The 20,820-nt window shown below is 59.2% G+C and carries 15 protein-coding genes; 7 read left to right on the top strand and 8 right to left on the bottom strand.

Features of this window, described 5'->3' with window-relative positions; translation table 11 throughout:
* Positions 1–57: 57 nt before the first annotated feature.
* The gene (locus tag HMPREF2857_RS09365) at positions 58–1,134 is read left to right on the top strand and encodes a GTP-binding protein (RefSeq protein ID WP_049172106.1); all 1,077 of its coding nucleotides are present in this window, start codon (positions 58–60) and stop codon (positions 1,132–1,134) included.
* A gap of 151 nt (positions 1,135–1,285) precedes the next feature.
* Positions 1,286–2,788 (top strand): acetyl-CoA hydrolase/transferase family protein, encoded by a 1,503-nt coding sequence (locus HMPREF2857_RS09360; RefSeq protein ID WP_070643912.1) that lies wholly within the window; start codon positions 1,286–1,288, stop codon positions 2,786–2,788.
* Positions 2,789–2,910: 122 nt separating this feature from the next.
* On the opposite strand, the gene serA is transcribed toward HMPREF2857_RS09360, so the two are convergent.
* From serA to HMPREF2857_RS09335, 5 genes are all read right to left on the bottom strand, one after another.
* Positions 2,911–4,506 carry a phosphoglycerate dehydrogenase gene (gene serA, locus HMPREF2857_RS09355; protein WP_070644051.1) on the bottom strand — a complete coding sequence of 532 codons (1,596 nt, stop codon included), beginning with the start codon at positions 4,504–4,506 and terminating at the stop codon, positions 2,911–2,913.
* 238 nt (positions 4,507–4,744) lie between these two features.
* Entirely contained in the window at positions 4,745–6,469 is a 1,725-nt protein-coding gene (locus HMPREF2857_RS09350) for a hypothetical protein (protein WP_016422497.1), read from the bottom strand.
* Between the two features lie 282 nt (positions 6,470–6,751).
* On the bottom strand, positions 6,752–7,768 hold the full coding sequence (ilvC, locus tag HMPREF2857_RS09345) for a ketol-acid reductoisomerase (RefSeq protein WP_038628558.1): 1,017 nt from the start codon (positions 7,766–7,768) through the stop codon (positions 6,752–6,754).
* 53 nt (positions 7,769–7,821) lie between these two features.
* Positions 7,822–8,325: an acetolactate synthase small subunit gene (gene ilvN, locus HMPREF2857_RS09340; protein ID WP_070643909.1), complete on the bottom strand. Its 504-nt coding sequence runs from the start codon at positions 8,323–8,325 to the stop codon at positions 7,822–7,824.
* A 34-nt stretch (positions 8,326–8,359) separates the two neighbouring features.
* Positions 8,360–10,270: an acetolactate synthase large subunit gene (locus HMPREF2857_RS09335; RefSeq protein WP_049172103.1), complete on the bottom strand. Its 1,911-nt coding sequence runs from the start codon at positions 10,268–10,270 to the stop codon at positions 8,360–8,362.
* A gap of 360 nt (positions 10,271–10,630) precedes the next feature.
* On the opposite strand from HMPREF2857_RS09335, the gene HMPREF2857_RS09330 reads away from it, so the two are divergent.
* The 3 genes from HMPREF2857_RS09330 (at position 10,631) to ilvD (ending at position 14,871) form a co-directional block, all read left to right on the top strand.
* Complete coding sequence (locus HMPREF2857_RS09330; protein ID WP_070644048.1) at positions 10,631–12,286, top strand: mechanosensitive ion channel family protein; 1,656 nt, start codon at positions 10,631–10,633, stop codon at positions 12,284–12,286.
* Between the two features lie 57 nt (positions 12,287–12,343).
* A complete protein-coding gene (locus HMPREF2857_RS09325) occupies positions 12,344–12,892 on the top strand; it encodes a PH domain-containing protein (protein ID WP_070643907.1) in 549 nt (182 codons plus the stop codon).
* A 134-nt stretch (positions 12,893–13,026) separates the two neighbouring features.
* On the top strand, positions 13,027–14,871 hold the full coding sequence (gene ilvD, locus HMPREF2857_RS09320) for a dihydroxy-acid dehydratase (RefSeq protein ID WP_070643904.1): 1,845 nt from the start codon (positions 13,027–13,029) through the stop codon (positions 14,869–14,871).
* Between the two features lie 15 nt (positions 14,872–14,886).
* Here ilvD and HMPREF2857_RS09315 read toward each other — a convergent pair whose 3' ends face one another.
* Both HMPREF2857_RS09315 and HMPREF2857_RS09310 read right to left on the bottom strand, forming a co-directional pair.
* A complete protein-coding gene (locus tag HMPREF2857_RS09315; protein ID WP_246819685.1) occupies positions 14,887–15,771 on the bottom strand; it encodes a hypothetical protein in 885 nt (294 codons plus the stop codon).
* 75 nt (positions 15,772–15,846) lie between these two features.
* On the bottom strand, positions 15,847–17,220 hold the full coding sequence (locus HMPREF2857_RS09310; RefSeq protein WP_246819684.1) for a DoxX family membrane protein: 1,374 nt from the start codon (positions 17,218–17,220) through the stop codon (positions 15,847–15,849).
* 76 nt (positions 17,221–17,296) lie between these two features.
* Here HMPREF2857_RS09310 and HMPREF2857_RS09305 point away from each other — a divergent pair, with 76 nt between their 5' ends.
* On the top strand, positions 17,297–18,373 hold the full coding sequence (locus HMPREF2857_RS09305; protein WP_240593323.1) for a glucose dehydrogenase: 1,077 nt from the start codon (positions 17,297–17,299) through the stop codon (positions 18,371–18,373).
* A gap of 26 nt (positions 18,374–18,399) precedes the next feature.
* Here the strand turns inward: HMPREF2857_RS09305 and gatB are convergent, their stop codons facing one another.
* Positions 18,400–19,908 carry an Asp-tRNA(Asn)/Glu-tRNA(Gln) amidotransferase subunit GatB gene (gatB, locus tag HMPREF2857_RS09300; protein WP_070643893.1) on the bottom strand — a complete coding sequence of 503 codons (1,509 nt, stop codon included), beginning with the start codon at positions 19,906–19,908 and terminating at the stop codon, positions 18,400–18,402.
* 53 nt (positions 19,909–19,961) lie between these two features.
* Here gatB and HMPREF2857_RS09295 point away from each other — a divergent pair, with 53 nt between their 5' ends.
* The gene (locus HMPREF2857_RS09295) at positions 19,962–20,795 is read left to right on the top strand and encodes a class I SAM-dependent methyltransferase (RefSeq protein ID WP_070643890.1); all 834 of its coding nucleotides are present in this window, start codon (positions 19,962–19,964) and stop codon (positions 20,793–20,795) included.
* Positions 20,796–20,820 lie beyond the last annotated feature (25 nt).

Below are 20,820 nucleotides of genomic sequence, written 5' to 3'. Positions count from 1 at the left end.
TAGCCCAATTCGCGCAGTAGTTATTGATAATCATTTTCAGTACGTTAATCTTGTCGGGTGACTTCTACCGAATTTTCTGATAGCACCACCGAGACCACTCCCGTCACCGTCCTGTCCGGATTCCTGGGCGCCGGCAAGACCACCCTCCTGAACAACCTCCTGGCAAACTCACAGGGGCGCAAAATCGCGGTCATCGTCAACGACTTCTCGGAAGTCAACGTCGACGCCGCCCTCATCGAGCAGGGCACATATCTCGAGCGCGGCGAGGACCGTTTCATCGAAATGTCTAACGGCTGCATCTGCTGCACGCTGCGAGATGACCTCGTGGAAAACGTCGGCAAGCTCGCGCGCAGCGGCAAATTCGAACACATCGTCATCGAATCCACCGGTATCTCCGAACCCATGCCAGTCGCCGCTACCTTCGAGTGGGAATTCGACGACGGCCGCCGTCTCGCCGACATCGCCCCCATCGACACGATGGTCACGCTCGTCGACGCCTCTACATTCCTCGACAGTCTCCGCCAGGGGCGCGCGCTGCCTGACGACGAACGCACGGTCGCCGACCTCCTTGTCGACCAGGTGGAATTCGCCGATCTCATCCTCATCACCAAATCCGACCTCGCAGGCGAAAAGCTCACCGGCGGTACCGAGGAAACGATCCGCGCAATGAACCCCCGCGCACGCATCGTCCGCGTGACTAACGGCGAAATCGCAACCTCTGCCATTCTCGACGCATCGCTTTACGACGAAGGTACCGCGGCCACTTTCCACGGATATGCAGAAGAACTTGCGAATCCCCACACGCCGGAGACTGAAGAATACGGCATTTCTTCGGTTGTTTTCCGAGGCAACCGACCCTTCGACCGCGAACGACTAATCAAGGCTCTCCGCGGCACAAAGGGGCTCGTACGATCCAAGGGGCACTGCTGGATTTCCGACCGCCTCGAAGTCGCCCACGTGTGGAGTCAGGCGGGGCCGAACCTGAAAATCACCCCTGCCGTCATGTGGGCGCAGACCGATGTCCCACCATCCAATGAGGTCGTACTCATCGGTGTGAAATTTAACCCAGAGGCCACACTGCAGGCATTCGAGGATGCCATGCTGACTGACGAAGAAGTGCGGGAATTGCTGTAACAAAGCCCCTGGAAGAGCGCCGATAAACGACCCGCTGAAGCGATCAGAGTGTCATAAATCACTTCTCAACCTGCGGGTGTGGCAACACACTGTTAGCGCATGCTAGGTTAGGCGACAAAACTAAAGTCGAACAGTCTATCTAGGAGATGACATGTCTGATCGCATCGCACATGCCGGTTTGCGCGGCAAGGTAATGACCGCCGACGAGGCTGCACAGTTTATCAATCATGGTGATGCCCTCGGCATCTCTGGCTTCACCGGTGCTGGCTACCCGAAGGCCCTGCCGACTGCGCTGGCAAACCGCGGCAAGGAACTCCACGCCAAGGGTGAAGAGTTCACTGTCGACATCTACACCGGCGCTTCCACTGCCCCGGACTGTGACGGCGTGATGGCAGAAGCTGACATCATCCGCTACCGCATGCCGTACCAGGGCGATCCGGCACTGCGTAAGTCCATCAACTCGGGCAAGGCGAAGTACCAGGACATCCATCTCTCCCACTCCGCGCTGTACATCGAGCAGGGCTTCCTGCCGATTGACGCCGCGATTGTAGAGGTCACTCGTATTACGGAAGATGGACACCTCGTTCCGTCGTCAAGCGTTGGCAACAACGTCGAGTGGATGGACAACGCTGACAAGATCATCATTGAGGTCAACTCGTGGCAGTCCGAGGAACTCGAGGGCATGCACGACATCTACCGCATTCAGCACCTGCCTAACCGCACGCCGGTGCCGATCAACGCCCCGGGTGACCGCATTGGTACCCCTTACATCGACATCAACCTGGACAAGGTTGTCGCAGTTGTCGAGACCAACGCGCCGGACCGCAACTCCCCGTTCAAGCCGTTGGATGAGACCTCGAAGGCTATTGCCGGCCATTTCCTCGACTTCCTCGAGGGCGAAGTTCGCGCGGGTCGCCTGGCTTACGACCAGTACATCATGCAGTCGGGCGTCGGTAACGTTCCGAACGCCGTGATGGCGGGTCTGTTGGACTCCAAGTTTGAGAACATCAAGGCCTACACCGAGGTTATTCAGGACGGCATGATCGACCTGATTGACGCAGGTAAGATGACCGTCGCTTCGGCTACCTCCTTCTCCCTGTCTCCGGAAGCGGCCGAGCGTATGAACAACGAGGCTGCTCGCTACCGCGAGAACATCATTCTGCGCCCGCAGCAGATTTCTAACCACCCGGAGGTTGTCCGTCGCGTCGGCCTGATCGCCACCAACGGCATGATTGAGGCCGATATCTACGGCAACGTCAACTCCACCCACATCAACGGCAGCCGCATGATGAACGGCATCGGCGGTTCCGGTGACTTCACCCGTAACGCCTTCGTTTCCTCGTTCATCTCGCCGTCGCTGGCGAAGGACGGTGCAATTTCGACTATCGTTCCGTTCGCTTCGCACATTGACCACACCGAGCACGACGCCATGGTCATCATCACCGAGCGTGGATTCGCTGACCTGCGTGGCCTGGCACCGCGTGACCGCGTGGCGAAGATGATTTCCGTTGCACACCCGGAGTACCAGCCACTGCTGGAGGAGTACTACGAGCGCGCGCTGAAGACCGCTCCGGGCATGTCTACCCCGCACGACCTGCGTACTGCCTTCGACTTCCACGTCAACATGATTGAGAAGGGCTCGATGAAGGGCTAGGCAGTAGGGCTACGGCTGCATAGATTAGCTGGGAAACAAAAATCCCCTCCATGCGGAGGGGATTTTTTCATGCAGTAGAAGCTGCGCTAGAAACTAGCTCTAAAACGCCTAGGCGCTCAGAACTAGTCCAGCTCGAGCTGCAGAGCGTGGGTAGCGGAGATCTCCTCGGTAATCTTTCCGACGAGCTCCTCCGGAACCTCCTTGGAAACGCGCAGCACCAGGATGGCAGTCTGATCTGCTTCCTGCGGAGACAGAGCAGCAGCCTCGATGTTGATGCCGGACTCACCCAGGGTGGTAGCAACGCGCCCCAGAGCGCCCGGGACATCCTTGTACAGCAGGAACAGGTTACGGCCCTGAGCGCGCATGTCGATGCCGCGGCCATTGATACGGACAATCTTCTCGACGCGGTTCAGGCCAGTGAGAGCACCAACGACGGTAGCGGTGGAGCCATCAGCACCGATGACCTTGACCTCGAGAACGGAGCGGTGGGAGACGGACTCCGGCTCGGTCTCGACAGTGAAGGTCACACCACGCTCTTCTGCGATACGCGGGGCGTTGACGAAAGTGACCGGCTCTTCCACCATGAGGGAGAACAGTCCACGGATTGCTGCCATACCCAGAACGTTAACGTCCTCAGTGTGCAGCTCACCGCGAGCGGTGACCTCAACAGCAGCCGGAGCGCCCTCGAGCAGACCGCCAGCAACCAGACCCAGCTCACGAGCCAGCTCGAGCCACAGGGCCACCTCTTCTCCGACAGCGCCACCGGAAACGTTGACTGCATCCGGGACGAACTCGCCAGCCAGGGCCAGCAGTACGGACTTAGCGACATCGGTACCTGCACGGTCCTGCGCCTCGACGGTGGAGGCACCCAGGTGCGGAGCACAAACAGTTTCCGGCAGGCCAAACAGCGGGGAATCCGTGCACGGCTCGGTCGCGTACACGTCGAAGCCAGCACCGCGGATGTTGCCAGCCTTGATTGCGTCGGCAAGCGCCTGCTCGTCGACGAGACCGCCGCGGGCAGCGTTGATGATGATCTGGCCCTTCTTGGCCTTGCCCAGGAGCTCAGCATCGAACATGCCAGCGGTTTCCTTGGTCTTCGGCAGGTGGATGGTCACGAAATCAGCACGAGCCATCAGGTCTTCCAGCTCAACCAGCTCAACACCGAGCTGAGCAGCACGAGCCGGGTTCGCGTACGGATCGTACGCAATGATGTTGGTCTCGAAAGCAGCGAGACGCTGCGCAAACAGCTGGCCGATGTGACCGAAACCGACGATACCGACGGTCTTGCCGAAGATTTCGACACCCTTGAAGGAAGAGCGCTTCCACTCCCCCTCACGCAGGGACGCGTCCGCAGCCGGCAGCTGGCGAGCGGTGGCCAGCAGCAGTGCGATTGCGTGCTCACATGCAGAGTGAATATTAGAGGTCGGAGCGTTGACAACCATGACGCCGCGCTTGGTAGCGGTATCGATGTCGACGTTATCCAGGCCAACGCCGGCGCGACCGACGATCTTCAGATTCGGAGCAGCCTCGAGGACTTCCTGATCCACGGTGGTAGCGGAGCGGACGAGAAGTGCGTCAGCATTACCAACCGCAGCCAGGAGCTCAGCGCGGTTCGGGCCATCTACCCAACGGACCTCAACGGAATCCCCCAATGCGTCCACAGTGGACTGTGCCAGCTTGTCGGCGATGAGGACAACGGGGCGAGCGTTCTGGCTCACAAGCATCTCCTGGTTTGTCTCGAAAAGTTTATGCAGTATGTGCGGTGTCACTTAAGAAAACTACTAAAGCGTGCACGCGCATTACGTCTCATCATAAACTCTGGGGGTGAGACACGGGGGGACTTACCTAAGCAAAACGGCGCTTACTACCCTTTGTTTAGGGAGTAAGCGCCGTTGCCCCCGACATTCAAGTCGGCAAATATTTCGCGTTATATTTTTATTTCTGCTGGTCTATAACCTACTGGTACGTAACCAACCACGGACGCGGCTCGATGTTCATGGTCTCCTCAGGAGTAAACATCGGCTGATCCTCGTCGATGAAGTTCTTCCACGCCTCGAAAATCTCCGGCTGCAAATCCTGCAGCATGACGTTCCAGGTCTCAAACTTCTCCTGCGCGGTGCCATGGCCGTCGGCATGCAGAACGAATGCGAGCTCCGGGTGCGACAGATCCAGCGTCTCACGGTCGCGAATCATCTGTAGCTGGAACTGGTGCAGCATCAGCATCTTCTGCGGAAGGTTGTTCTTACGAGTCAGCTCAGCCAGCCAATCAGCAACGCGGTTAACCTCTTCAGCCTTAACGTGACCAACCTGGGTCGCCGGAACCTGCCCCGGTTCCATCTTCCACTCCGGGTCCAGCGCCAGACCGACGTTTGGCATCTTCAGCAGTTCTTCGTAGAACTTGGCCTGGTCCAGGAAGTCTGCACTACCCGGCTGCAGGTCGATGATGACGTAGCCGCCGGCCTTGGTCATGGCCTCGACGTACGGCTTCAGAGTCTCAACCGGAGCTGGCTCGGAGTAGTCACCGCGTGGACCCGGGTCAGCCTGCGCGACCGAAGCGATAATCTCGAAGGCCGGCAGTACCGGGTCATCAGCGAACTTCTCGTACTGCTTGACGTAGTCCTTCGCACGTGCGACGGCATCTTCCGGATCATCCTCGCCCATCACGCCCAATGGAGCGACACCTGGGTGACCATACGTTGCAATCAGATGACGACCGGGGAACAGCAGTGTGCCTCCACCTGGCAGCTCCTTAACCTTGTCATCTTTGGCAAGCTCGATGGACTGATCAAACTTGTCCTTATCGCCGAAAACCTTACCCAGAGCAATCAGGGACTCGCCGTCGCGAGCAGCAGAAATCGACTCAGAGGTAGCACGCGCGTCGCCCACCGGCAACCAACTGACCTTCAGGCCAGCGGCGCGGGCCGTAGCAATGGAGGCCAAACCGGTACCCGGTGCGGCCAGTGCCAATTTGTCCTTGACCTCCTTCGGAGATCCCTTCGGCAGGGTGACGCTCTCCTGTCCCTTGTCGTCCTGCCCATCGCTGGCGCGATCCTGAGCCTCCTGGTTGGCTACCCCATCCTTCGTTGCATCGCCCTCGACGACAGTTGGCTTCTCCGGATCCATCTCAACGACAGCGCGAGTCGGCTTCGACTCCGTCTTCTTGAGAACCTTAAACTCGGTACCGACGAGCTCCTTAAGGCCATCGGCCGTACCCGGATCCGCAATGATCTGACGGCCCTCTTCGCCAGTCAGGTCAACTGCCCCCACAGTAAGGACTGTCTTTGCGCCCAGGCGGTCGATCTCTTTTTCCACATCGGCGATATCGGCGCCAGTATCACGGCCACGAGCATCCTTCTTCGGGCTCTTGGCAGTAGTGTCATCTTCCGCATCTTCGGCAGAACCAGCCACTAGCATCGGCAGACCAGCAGCAACCGCGATGCCTGCCGCTCTACGCTGCTCAGCAGAGCCAGCCGAGGAAACAACAACCGCTTCCGAACTGTCGATCAGGCTTTCCGACGCTGCGATGTCGTCGCTAAGCACCGTCGATTCAGCGTCCACCTTCTTCGTGGAAACAGCGCTGTCGGAATTACCACACGCGACCAAGGCGCTTGACCCCAACGCCAGGCTGACCGTCAGGGCAACGGTCGCCGTCACGCGCCGCGTCATTGCGGATACTCGCACATTTACCTCCGTGAAATGATTTGATTTCAACGATTAGACTATCGAACGTCTTTGTTGAGGGAGACCTTTCAACCCAGATTAGAACCCCGGATAGGACTGGGGCTACACCCATTTGGCAGTAGGTGCTTTTATCTCGGACGTTTATCTCAGTCGTTTACCCCACACGTTTTCAGCGAAAGAAAACTAGTAAAAGAGATACGAAAAGGGCCTCATCACGGCGGTGAAGCTCAGTGATGAAGCCCTACTTCGCGAACAAGCGAGGGATTCGCTTAAGCAACAAACTTAGGCAGTCTCAGCGCGAGCGTCGACCTTAACCCAGCTCATCAGGTCGCGCAGCTTGGAGCCGACCTCTTCAATCTGGTGGTTGTTGTAGGAAGCGCGCAGGTCCTCGAGCTCCTTGTTGCCGCCCTCGACGTTGGCAATCAGGCGCTTGGTGAAGGTGCCGTCCTGAATGTCAGACAAAATCTCGCGCATGTGCTGCTTGGTATCAGCGGTAATAACGCGCGGGCCAGACAGGTAGCCACCGAACTCAGCGGTGTCGGAGACCGAGTAGTTCATGTTGGCAATACCGCCCTCGAACATCAGGTCAACAATCAGCTTCAGCTCGTGCAGGCACTCGAAGTATGCCATCTCCGGCTCGTAGCCAGCTTCAACCAGAACCTCGAAACCGACCTTGACCAGTTCCTCGGTGCCACCACAGAGAACAGCCTGCTCACCGAAGAGGTCGGTCACAGTCTCTGCCTCGAAGGTGGTCGGGATAACGCCAGCGCGGGCGCCACCGATAGCCGCAGCGTAGGACAGAGCCAGGTCGCGGCCCTCGCCCTTCGGGTCCTGGTCAACGGCAATCAGGCACGGAACGCCCTTGCCATCGACGAACTGACGACGAACCAGGTGACCCGGGCCCTTCGGAGCAACCATACCGACGGTGATGTTGTCAGCCGGCTTGATGAGGTCGAAGTGGATGTTCAGACCGTGGCCGAAGAACAGCGCGTCGCCGTCCTTCAGGTTCGGCTCGATGTCCTCGCTGTAAACCTTTGCCTGGGTGGTGTCCGGAACCAGCACCATAATGACGTCTGCCCATGCAGCGGCATCTGCGTTGGACTTAACCTCGAAGCCAGCTTCCTGAGCCTTCACAGCGGACTTGGAGCCTTCACGCAGACCGATAACAACCTCGACACCGGACTCGCGCAGGTTCTGAGCGTGAGCGTGGCCCTGGGAACCGTAGCCCAGGATGGCAACCTTACGTCCCTGGATGATGGACAGATCAGCATCGTCGTCGTACAGCAGTTCAATAGCCATTAAAGTTAGCCTCTTTTCGAATCGGATTCGTTAAAAATCTTAGCGTTTAGTTGTTAGCGGGCCTGGAGCATCGGCTTCGGCCCACGTGCCATTGCGACGGTACCGGACTGAATGAGCTCACGGATACCAAACGGCTCGAGGACCTCCAGCAGGGCTACAAGCTTCGAGTGCTCACCCGTCGCCTCAATGATGACAGACTCTTGAGAAACGTCCACCACACGGGCACGGAAGAGATTGGCGGCATCGACTACCTGCGGACGATTGGTGTTGTCGCAGGAAACCTTCACCATCAGCAGTCCGCGCGACACCATGGTCTCTGGGGGCTGGCGGACCACTTTCAGCACGGGCACCAGCTTGTTCAGCTGCTTAGTAATCTGTTCGATCGGCAGCGTCTCCGTCTCAACCACGACAGTGATGCGGTTGACTCCCTCGGTCTCAGTTTCACCCGAGGTAATCGACTGGATGCTGAAACCTCGGCGGGTGAACATGCCCGCAATGCGGACCAGAATACCCGGCTCATCGAGGGTCAACACGGATAGAGTGTGCAGTTCAGCCATTTTGGGACTCACTTCCTGTTGCTTCGGATCCCGATTAGCGGGTCTTCATGGACGGGTGGTTAGCGTCGGGCTGCTTCGCGGCGTCCTCGGAGTTGTCCACAACAGTGCCGTGGATGTCAGCCGGGGCCTCAGCTGCTGAATTCTCATCATTGAACAGCGGGCGCAGACCGCGGGCGTATTCGACCTCATCATTGGACTTGCCAGCTGCCACCATCGGCCACACCTGAGCATCCTCACCGACAATGAAGTCAATAACCACCGGTCGGTCATTAATCTCGCGTGCCTTCTTAATCGCCGCCGCGACATCTTCCTTCTTGGTCACGCGGATCGCCACGCAGCCAAGCCCCTCGGAGAGCTGGACGAAGTCCGGCAGGTAGGAGTTATCCTCCGGGCGCAGCTTGGTGTTGGAGTAGCGCTGATCGTAGAACAGCGTCTGCCACTGACGAACCATGCCCAGATTACCGTTGTTAATCAAGGCAACCTTGATGGGAAAACCTTCCATTGCACAGGTGGTCAGCTCTTGATTGGTCATCTGGAAGCAACCATCACCGTCGATGGCCCAGACTTCCTTTTCTGGAGCAGCCGCCTTGGCACCCATCGCAGCCGGGATTGAGTAGCCCATCGTGCCGGCACCACCGGAGTTAAGCCAGGTGCGCGGGTTCTCGTACTGGACGAACTGCGCTGCCCACATCTGGTGCTGGCCGACGCCAGCGGCATAGATGGCCTCTGGACCAACGATGTCGGACAGAGTCTGAATTACAAACTGCGGAGCGATTGCACCATCAGCGGGCTCTTCCCACCCGAGGGGGAACTCGTCGCGGAGACCGTCGAGAAGCTTCAGCCAGTCGGCAATCTGCGGGCGACTAAGACCGAGCTTGGTGTAGGACTCGCTAAGTGCGGCAAGGACCTCGCGGGCATCGCCGACGATGGGAACATCAACTTCGCGGAGCTTGCCAATCTCTGCCGGGTCAATGTCGGCGTGGATTACCTTCGCGTTCGGCGCGAAGGAATTCAGATCACCGGTAACACGGTCGTCGAAACGCGCGCCAATAGTGATGAGCAGGTCGGACTTCTGCAGAGCAGCGACGGCTGACACCTTGCCGTGCATGCCCGGCATACCCATGTGCAGCGGGTGCGAGTCCGGGAATGCGCCGCGAGCCATCAGCGTGGTCACGACCGGAACCCCAGTCTGCTCGGCGAACTCGACCAGCTCCTTGGAAGCATCGGCCTTAATGACGCCACCACCGATGTAGAGCACCGGACGCTTTGCCGCCGCAATCATCTCAGCGGCTTCGTCGATCTGTCGCTGGTGCGGGGTTGTCACCGGACGGTAACCCGGCAGGTTGATCTCCGGTGGCCAGGTGAAGTCGATCATCGTGTTCTGGAGGTCCTTCGGGACATCGACCAGAACCGGACCTGGACGACCAGAAGAAGCCAGGTGGAATGCCTCAGCGAGCGCGCGCGGGATGTCCTCAGCTTCGGTGACCATGAAGTTGTGCTTCGTAATCGGCATGGTCACACCGCGGATGTCAGCCTCCTGGAAAGCGTCAGTACCCAGCAGCGGGCGACCGACCTGACCAGTGATAGCGACAACCGGAACGGAGTCCATCTGAGCATCCGCGAGCGGGGTCACCAGGTTAGTAGCACCCGGGCCGGAAGTCGCGATACAGACACCAACCTTGCCGGAAACCTGCGCGTAACCAGTGGCAGCGTGGCCAGCTCCCTGCTCGTGGCGCACCAGGACGTGGCGAAGCTTCTCCGAGTCATAAATCGGATCGTAGAGCGGAAGCACTGCACCACCGGGAATACCGAAGGCTACCTCGACGCCGAGCTCTTCAAGGGATCGGACAATGGCTTGTGCACCAGAAATTCGCTCGGGGGCGCTGGTACGCGCCTTGGCCGCGAATTGGGCGGGCGATGGGGTGTGCTGCTCGTGCGCGTTCACGATTTCGCTCCTGGATCATGGTGGGCAACTACTCAACTCACATTCCCGCTAAGAAGCTACGAATGTGACGTTGAATACGACCATAACGTCCACATAGTGAGAAGTCAATCCCGCCAATTGGACACGCCACCCGTATCACACCCCGAGCACCCACCCGATTCCAACGAGAACCCCGCCCCAACTTTGGGAATCACTCTACCCAGAAACTCCCCGACCACGACCCCGGGGACACCCAAGCCTGCACACCCGAGCCCTACACGCCCAAGCCCCGCAAGCCCCAAGTCCAAAGCTCGTCTTTATGCATAATTCTTTACCTTTAAACTCAGCGCATATTAAGGCGAACGACCTACGGTGGATGGCATGGAATTCTTGCAATACATGTTGTTACGGACATGGCAATGGGTGGCCAATAACGGCCTTGCCATCGCATGTCTGGCCATTCTGCTAATTCTTGTTCCCCGCATCCGACGTTTCGTTCTGGCAATTGCGGACGGAAACATCTCCTCTTCAGAGGAGCAGTCCAAGGGACGGCGCGCACTGATTGGCGCTGTGGTTTACATCGTCGAAGTCATTGCATACTTCGTCTTAATCATCGCGATTCTGTCGAAATTCGGAATCTCACTGACCGCCGCCGCTATCCCCGCGACGGTTGTTTCCGCCGCTGTTGGTTTTGGCGCACAGGGAGTCATCGCCGACTTCCTTGGCGGACTGTTCATCATCGCCGAGAAGCAGTACGGCATTGGCGACTGGGTTGAGTTCCATGCCCCTTCGGGCACCGTGCAGGGTGACGTGGTCAATATGACATTGCGCGCCACCACCATCCGCACCCTCAACGGCGAGGAAATTATCGTGCCGAACTCCGAGGCACGCATGTGTATCAACTACTCCTCACAGTGGTCCCGTGCTGTTGTTGAAGTTCCCGTACCGATGACCGCCGGTGGCTCCATTAAGGACCTGGAAGAGCGCACTGTCGCCGCCGCCAAGCGTGCCATCGCACTGGACTCCGTCAAGGACGCAGTTCTCTCTGAGATCAAATTGCAGTCCTCCACAGAACTCAATCCGCCAACGGTTATGGGACTGCCGTGGACCGTCACTATGCGCCTGATTGTCGATTGCAAACCGGGCGACCAATGGCTCATCGAGCGCGCCATCCGAGCCGCAGTCATCGACACTTGGTGGGATGACTACGGCGAGCGCGCCCAACAGACCCCGTTTGCTCCCGCCGAAGAAATCACCGGTCATGTCCGCGATGACGCGATGATCGAACAGCTCAGGCAGGCCGATGCTAAGCAAGAGAAGAAACAACAGCTTGACGACGGCGACAGCGCTCCAACCGAAGTTGTCGAAGCGGTAGCGGACACTACTGCCCAGCCGGATACCGCAGAAACCAAACTGATGGAAACTCAGACCGTCGATAAGCAAGACGGGAACGAGCGATCCGACCTACCGCATGCGGGTGCCAACCTCGATGATGCTCGACGTGAGCAGGAGGACAGCGGAAGCAACAATGCCATCCGCAAGCTGGTTAGCCACCCTGACTGGAAGACGCTCACGACGCGCCAGAAGATCCGGCGATTCCTCTCTGCCGGTGGACGTGCTCGCGTTTCGACAATCATGCTCTTGGCAACCCTAATTGTCCTCGGCGTTTTGAATCTCATGACGGTCGAGACCGAGGGCGGTCCGTCCGGATGGCTGGCACCGAGCAGGTGGAGCGATCGGGTAACGACACAGGAAGAGGACTCGGAAGAGTCGTCAGCTCCGCAATCATCGAACCAGCCGACTAGCACCACACAGAGTGTGCAGCCCACCGAGACTTCACAGCAGCCTCAGACATCACAGAATCAGCCGTCCGAGACTTCACAGCAGCCCCAGAGCACGCAGAACCGCGCACCTTCGACCGCCACCTCCACCGAGCCAGACTCTACTCAGAGCAACACCGACAACGAGAACACTGGCGGATCACAGTCGACAGACTCCACTAACAACGCAGAACCAAACTCGGCCGGGGCGCAATAACGCGCAACTGCCTACCGCGCATTAACCAATCCGAACTACCCGCTACAATCAAAGGCCATGACTGACTCGACTCCACAGCTAAAAATTGCGACGCAGCGATTTCGCCCACAGAAGACGCATCTGTTCATCGTTGCGTTCATGCTCGTGCTGTGTGTAATTGCCACCGGTTTTGCCCCGTGGCTGGCCATTACCTTCCTGGCACCGTTGATTTATACGCTTTGGATTTTCCGAGTACGCACCACCGTAGGGCCACGCGGCATCACTGCGGTGTACCTATTGTCCAAGCGCCGTTCGGTGCCCTGGGGCGATTTTGCGGGCATCTTCTTCAACAAGGGCGGCCGCGCCTTTGCGGTAACCAAGTCAGATGAGCGCATCGCCCTGCCGGCCATCTCTTTTAATTCGCTGCCGGAGTTGAAGGAAGCCACTGGCGGTCTGATTCCAGATCCGATCGCTTCGGCTCGTATGGCGGAAAATGACAAGGTCGAGGTTTTCGACCGCGATGGCTACTCCGTAATGAAGAAGGTCAGTGAGGTTGAGGCTGATGCCAAGGCTAAAGGTGCTAAAGCCAAAGGTGCCAAGGCTAAAGGTGACGCCTCTGCCGAGTAACATATAAGCAGTCCACAAAGCCCCTAAATCTCATTATGCGGACACTAGTGACCATGAAATGAGACATTAGGGGCTTTTTGTGATTAATATGGATAATTAATTACCTTGCACCCTATCTAGGAAGGGCAGCCCCCATGATTCCCCTTCGCTCTAAAGTCACCACTGCCGGCCGTAATGCTGCAGGTGCGCGTTCGCTATGGCGCGCAACTGGCATGACCGATAACGACTTCGGCAAGCCGATTATCGCAATTGCCAACTCTTACACTCAGTTCGTTCCGGGTCACGTGCACCTGAAGGACGTTGGCGACATCGTCGCAGAAGCTGTAACCGCAGCCGGTGGCGTCCCCCGTGAGTTCAACACCATTGCTGTCGACGACGGAATTGCGATGGGTCACGACGGCATGCTCTACTCGCTGCCGTCCCGTGAGATTATTGCTGACTCTGTGGAGTACATGGTCAACGCTCACACCGCTGACGCATTGGTCTGTATTTCCAACTGTGACAAGATCACGCCTGGCATGCTCAATGCGGCTCTGCGTCTGAACATCCCGGTGGTCTTCGTTTCCGGTGGGCCGATGGAATCGGGATCATCGGTTGTTATCGATGGCGTCGTCAAGCCCGGCTCTGACCTCGTCTCGGCTATTTCTGCATCCGCGAACGACAAGGTCGATGACAAGAACCTGCTCGACATCGAGCGCTCGGCATGCCCGACCTGCGGATCGTGCTCGGGCATGTTCACCGCAAACTCGATGAACTGCCTGACCGAGGCCCTCGGCCTGTCCCTGCCGGGTAACGGTTCTACCCTGGCAACTCAGCAGGCGCGTCGCGATTTGTTCACCCGCGCCGGTGAACTGATTGTGGACCTGGCGAAGAGCTACTACCACGATGATGACGAGTCCGTGCTGCCGCGCAACATCGCCAACCGCGACGCCTTTGTCAACGCAATGACGCTCGACGTTGCCATGGGCGGTTCCACCAACACGGTGCTGCATATTCTCGCTGCCGCCCAGGAGGGCGAGATCGACTTCGACCTCTCTGACATCGACGCGATTTCGCGCCGCGTGCCTTGTCTGTCCAAGGTGGCACCGAACTCGGACTACTACATGGAGGACGTCCACCGCGCCGGTGGTATTCCAGCCATCCTCGGCGAACTGCGCCGCGCGGGCCTGCTGCAAATGAGTGTCCGCTCCGTTCACTCCCCATCTCTGGAGGAGCACCTGGACAATTGGGATATCCGCGGCGGCAAGGCCACTGACGAAGCGATTGAACTGTTCCACGCAGCCCCTGGCGGCGTGCGCACCACCGAGCCGTTCTCCACATCCAACCGTTGGGAGAGCCTGGATACGGACTCCGAAAATGGCTGCATCCGCGACTTCGACCACGCCTACACGAAGGAAGGCGGTCTGTGTGTCCTGCGCGGCAACATCGCCGAGGACGGCGCTATCCTGAAGACCGCCGGTATCGGCGAGGATCAGTTCCACTTCGAGGGCACCGCTCGCGTCGTAGAGAGCCAAGAAGAGGCTGTCTCGGTCATCTTGAACCGCACCTTGCAGCCGGGCGAAGTTCTCTTTGTCATCTACGAGGGTCCTTCCGGCGGCCCTGGCATGCAGGAGATGCTGCACCCGACTGCATTCATCAAGGGCGCTGGCCTGGGTAAGGTCTGTGCGCTGGTCACCGATGGTCGCTTCTCCGGCGGTTCCTCCGGACTGTCTATCGGCCACGTTTCCCCGGAGGCCGCTGCCGGCGGCGCAATCGGTCTCGTCCGCAACGGCGACCCGGTGTACATCGATGTCGCTGAACGACGGCTCGAGATTCAGGTGTCCGACGAGGAGCTGGCCGCTCGCCGCGATGAGGAGCTCAAGCGCGATAAGCCTTTTACTCCGCACAAGCCGCGTCCGCGCAAGGTCTCCAAGGCGCTGCGCGCATACGCCAAGATGGCGTCCAGTGCGGATAAGGGGGCGGTCCGCATTGTCGACTAGCTAGATCAAACCCGCTTAAAGGCCTGTGCTTACCGCACGGGCCTTTGGCGTTTCTAGAGTGGCTTTGCGCCCAGTCTTCTGCGTGGGCTTCACCAAATCCCGGTACTCGACGTCGGCAATCCCCTCAGCGACGTCCTCGGTGTGTGCATATTTGCCGCCCTCGGTAATGGCCGCCATTACATATCCGGGGCCAAAAACAACGGAAGAGTGCCACGAACGCCGGTTGGACCAGCCCATTTTCGCGCCTTCAGAGCCGGGCAGCCCGGCAAGACCAAAATTCTGTCGATAGCCATCGGCAGCAATCGGCGACCAGTGTCGCATCGCCTCGAGCACCTCAGAATTAGGATGCTTCAGATGAAGCTGGGAAATAAAAGACACCACATCTTCCGCGGTGGTCCTCGATACTCCCCACTTTTCTCCGCCGGAAGTGTTGAACAGGCCGTACTCGGTCGCAATGGAATCGACCGATTCCGGGTACTTCCGGTAAAAGTCGGCGGCCAAATCGTCGTCGGAACGCGAAATCATCTTTTCGACGCGCTCGGCATCGTCGGCAGTGCCGTGTTCGAGCACATACTGACCGATATACAACTTAATCAGGGATAGCGCCGGCAGCGGGCGTTGCGATGCCTGGCTGCTGTACCCCACGCCCACCGGCTCGTAGCTCACCGCCATTTGCGTGCGCGGGTCAGTCTCGATCAACCCTTCGGCGTTGAGGTTCATGCGCGGCAGACTCACCCCATGAGTCGGCCAGGCGCTTGCCGACGAGACGGAGGCTGCAACCTCATTGTGCTCGCCGGCAGCGGCTGTCGAGGGTGAGTGAATCGACGTTGTAGCGCCTATCGAAGACATGAAAAAGACCACCGCGAGGGTGGTCTTTAGTGCGTGTCTCGACTTTGGCATAGGGGGCATTGTACCCCGGCCCTAACCGAGAACCTAGTTTAGGTCGCTCGACTGTTTGTGTAGCTGCGAGCCGCCTTAGCCAACAAACGGCAGCGTGCCGGTCGTCAGCCACCACAGGCCAATTGCTGCGGCGATGGACAGAATTCCGAAAATCCAAGACGATGCCAGTGGTCGACGAGCCCAGCCGCGTCCGAAGTCGATGCCGATACGGCCCGGGCCGGTGAACTGCAAGCCAAGCGCCATGGCGGTCATCAACAGCTGTAGTTGGAGGTTACTGGAATCCTGTCCAACGATATTCACACCATTGGCAGAGGTAGCCACATCAAACATGCTGAGGTAGGCGGACAATGCCAGCGCCAACGCCGCGGCCAGCGGTGTCGCGAGACCCAAGATAAGCAGGGCACCCGCGATAAGCTGAACCGTTGGGATGGCAGTGGCCATTACAGGGCCGAGGGCAAAGTTGTTCTGGCTAAACTGTGTCTCCAGCGCAGTGGTGCCACCGGAGTTGCCCCAGCCGAGCAGCGTTGTCAGACCATGGACCAGCAGTAGCGCACCCAGTCCAAGACGCAGCAGCAGGAGGCCGAAGTCAGTGGTACCGCGACGGAACTCCGGTTCGTTGTCGTCGTAGAAGTCCGTGTCTTCATCGTCGTCAGCAGCGGCGGTAGTCGTAGCAGCAGTTGCCCCGGCAGCTCCTACGCCTGCTCCTGCAACACCAGCTGCGCCAGCTGCACCAGCGGTATCGCGGGACGCAGCCGGTTCAGCGAAATCCGATTCGTCGAAATACTGAGTCTCAGCTGCGGAATTGCGTGAAGAGTCATAGGTCGGCTCCGCCTCATCGTCGAATGCTGGCTGTGCTTCCGACTTATTTGCAGTAGCTCCCGCTGCGGACGCTCCTGCCGCTTCAGAAGCCGAGAAGGCTTGCGTCGGCTGGCTGAAATCCTCGTCTGAATCAACGCGCTCACTACGAGCCGGCTGCTCAAAGATTTCGGTTGCCTCCGACTCCGGGGCCACCTCCGACTCTTTATCAGCCGCGGGCGCTGACTCAGTTTCAGCCTGCTCATCCCGCGGCGAAGGCTTACCGGCAGGGCTAATCACCTGAGGTGCCGTGCGGCCTGCAGCGGCGTAGGCGTCGTAGCGCTTCTTCGGGGCTTCCTGAACTTCAGGCTCCGGTTCCGAGCTCGGCTCGACCTCTGTCTCTGCCACTGTCTCTGATACAGCGGTGGATTCCGGCGGCAGGTTTTCCTGGTCTGCCTCCGACTCCTCCGCTACGCGCTTTTCCGGCACACCCGGAAAAACCTGCGTTGCGGTGTTGTCGCTGTCATCACGGTTGGTTTCTTCGTTCATTGGCTCAGCGAGCTTGCGGTAGGTCGGGACGTCGAGATCGTCATCGAATCCGTCCTCCACATTCTCGAGGGCGCGGTCGTTCGGGTACTTCTCTGAGTCGCTCACATCGTCCACATTAAATCTACTGCCTCACTTTTGGTCGCAGGCGTGGCCGTGAAACGAGGCTGTATTGTGTATGCCTATGGGATTCCACCTCGTCCACACCAGCAGTGCACAGGCTCGCGCTCGCGGGCGGCGTCGTCGTGCTGCGCTCGCCGCTGGTGTCATCGGGATGGTCTCTCTTTCCGGCTGCATGAGTGCCTCGAACGCGCTTGAGTTGCCGTTTACGGAAGACAAGTCAGAGCCGACGGGCATTGCCATGCCAAAGTTTTCCTCCCCTGATTTGCCCTCTACCCCGGTACCGACCACGGAAAGCAAAGCCAAAGACAAAGGCCCCTGTGACCTCGACGATGTCACTCTCGCCGCCTGCCTACCGCTTACCACCGCGCTAGCCTCAACCGCCCCTGGGGAGGCTCTCGTCGCCACCGATGACGGTGCGCTCACCGTTGTCGCACCGGGTAAGACACCGCGTGAGGTCGCACGGCTCGGCGCCCCTGCAAAACAGTTGCTGCCCAGTCCCTCGGTTGAAGAGGACCGCCAGGTCTTTGTTTTGCGTAACGACGACACCATCGCGCGCGTCACCCTCGTGGAGGGCAGCACCGCTGACGTGCGCGAACTTCCGGACCTCAGCGAGCCGGGCATTCTCGGTATCTATTTTGACCGAAATTCGGGCGCCCTGTCCCCGCGCAAATTGCTCGTGGGGGATCCAGGCATCGAGTTTCAGCAGTTCTGCCATGGTCCTGATGGAATGCCGCCGTTGGCAACCGCCATTCTCGACGGCACCCCACAGCTGGTTCAGCTCACCGGCCCTGTGATTAACCCCCTCGGCGGTGTGGACCTGAACGATTCCATCGGTGGATGCGCAGTGATGGGTGACCGCGTGGTCATTGCTATCCCAGACGCGCAGAAGGTCATCTCCATGCCGGTGGGGCCACAGTACAGTGGGCCCGACGCGGCGTGGGAGGTCAAGGGGTCCCCTGAAGTGCTTGTCGACGGCGACTTCGGCCACATCTCGCATGTAGCAGCTGTCGCAGCGAATCAGGGTATTGAAGTTTGGGGTGCCACGACAAACAAAACCGCCGGGGCACAACCGTCGGAGTCTGACGAGCGCGTCGTCAGACTGCCGAGCGATGGTGCCGCCGGCGGTTCCCCGGATTAACTTTCGGGGAGGCTAGCTCGGTGTTGCTAGCTCAGCTTCTTCGCAATCAGCTGGTTAACCTGAGCCGGGTCCGCCTTGCCACGGGTGGCCTTCATGACCTGCCCCACGATGGCACCGACAACCTTCTTGTTGCCAGCTCGGTACTTCTCCACGATATCCGGATTAGCAGCCAGTGCATCGTCGACGGCCTTCTCAATAGCACCGTCGTCGCGAACGACCTCCAGGCCACGGGCAGCAACGACCTCATCAACATCGCCCTCACCTGCGAGCACGCCGTCGACGGCCTTACGGGCCAGCTTGTTGGTGAGCTTGCCCTCTTCAATCAGAGCAATCACGCGGGCGACCTGTGCCGGAGTAATTGCGAGCTCAGCCAGCTCCACGCCTGCCTCGTTGGCCTTCTGAGCGAGGTAAGCGACCCACCAGGAACGAGCCTCAGCCGGGCCGGCACCAGCCTCAACGGTGTCGACAATCAGGTCGAGTGCGCCGGCGTTAACCAGGTCGCGCATTTCCTCGTCCTTCAGACCCCACTCTTCCTGGATGCGAGCGCGGCGAACCCACGGCAGCTCCGGCAGAGTTGCGCGGATTTCCTCCACCCACTCACGCGGAGCGATAACCGGTGGCAAATCCGGGTCGTTGAAGTAGCGGTAGTCCGACTGCGACTCCTTCGGGCGGCCCTTAGAAGTCGTACCGTCGGTCTCCTGGTAGTGGCGGGTTTCCTGAACGATCTCCTCGCCATTGGTAATCGCAGCAGCCTGGCGCTGCATCTCGTAGCGAACAGCCTGTTCAACCGACTTCAGGGAGTTGATGTTCTTGGTCTCGGTACGAGTACCGAACTCCTCCTGGCCAATTGGGCGCAGGGAAACGTTGGAGTCCACACGCATTGAGCCCTGGTCCATGCGGGCATCGGAGACACCGAGGGACTTCACCAGGTCACGCAGTGCAGAAACGTACGCACGAGCAACCTCTGGGGCTCGCTCTCCTGCACCGAGAATCGGCTTAGTCACAATCTCGATCAGCGGAATACCTGCGCGGTTGCAGTCCACCAGCGAACGCGTGGCGCCGTGAATACGACCATCGGCACCGCCCAGGTGCGTCAGCTTGCCGGTGTCTTCTTCCATGTGAGCGCGCTCGATTTCGACACGGAACTCCGTGCCGTCGTCAAGCTGAACGTCAAGATATCCGTCGTAGGCGATTGGCTCGTCGTACTGCGAAATCTGGTAGTTCTTCGGCTGGTCCGGGTAGAAGTAATTCTTGCGCGCGAAGCGGGAGGACTCAGCAATCTCGCAGTTCAGCGCGAGGCCAATCTTGATAGCCCACTCAACGCCCTGACGGTTAACCACGGGCAGCGCGCCCGGCAGGCCGAGGCTGCAGGGATCGACGTTGCTATTCGGCTCGGCACCAAAGTGCGCCGAGGAGGAGGAGAACATCTTGGTATTCGTCGAGAGCTCGACGTGAACCTCCATGCCCATTACCGGGTCAAAACGTTCGAGGACCTCATCAAAGTCCATCAAGTCATCAGCGTATGCAACGGTCATGTTTGTAGAGTCTACTAGCGATGGCCCCGCGTGCGTGCCCTAGGGTATAAGTCGTGCCCGGAGTTAACGAACACCCACCGATTCCACCGACGTCAGCACGCGATACGCCAACGTTCCGCGATGCCGCTGACCGCCACCGCGCAGGCGCTACTTTCGGCGACGAACTGCAGGAAAGCGCCGACGGCGCCTCGGGCTACCACCGCGTGCGCCCCGGATATCCTCCAACCGTCATCGAAGCGCTTACCCGCCTTGCACCGCGCCCACAGGTAGTCGCCGATATCGGCGCCGGCACTGGAAAGCTCACCGCCTCGCTTGCCGACGTCTACCGCGATGCCACCCTGCTGGCACTCGATCCCTCCACCGCGATGCGGCAAGCACTGATGCACAATGTGCCAGCGGCGGAATGCCTGGAAGGTACTGCGGAGCGCATGAGACTGGAGTCCGACAGCGTCGATGTAGCAACATGTGCGCAGACGTGGCACTGGGTGGACCCGACAGCTGCAAGTAAAGAACTCGCTCGGGTGTTACGTGCGGATGGCGTGGCTATGTTGGTCTGGAACACCTTGGATGTCTCCGTACCGTGGGTGCATCGGCTCAGCCGCATCATGCACGCCGGCGACGTGTTGCGCCCCGGCTTCTACCCCGAGGTTGGTCCAGAGTTGGAGTTAGTCGATGAGGTACGCCTGGCCTGGGAACAGACTCTGACTATCGAGGACATCGTGTTGCTGGCACGGACACGTTCCTACTGGCTTCGTTCCAAGCCCGCCACACGCGCCAAGGTGGAGGCGAACTTGCACTGGTATCTCCACGAACACTTGGGGCACACATACGAAGAAGGCATCGCCCTTCCCTACCGGTGCGATGCCTTCTATTTTCGAGCTGCCTAAATCTTCAAGTTGCCTAGTCGCGCTA

This window comes from Corynebacterium sp. HMSC076C10, assembly GCF_001812455.1.
Lineage (GTDB): Bacteria > Actinomycetota > Actinomycetes > Mycobacteriales > Mycobacteriaceae > Corynebacterium > Corynebacterium jeikeium_D.
This window is presented reverse-complemented; position numbering and strand designations above follow the sequence as displayed.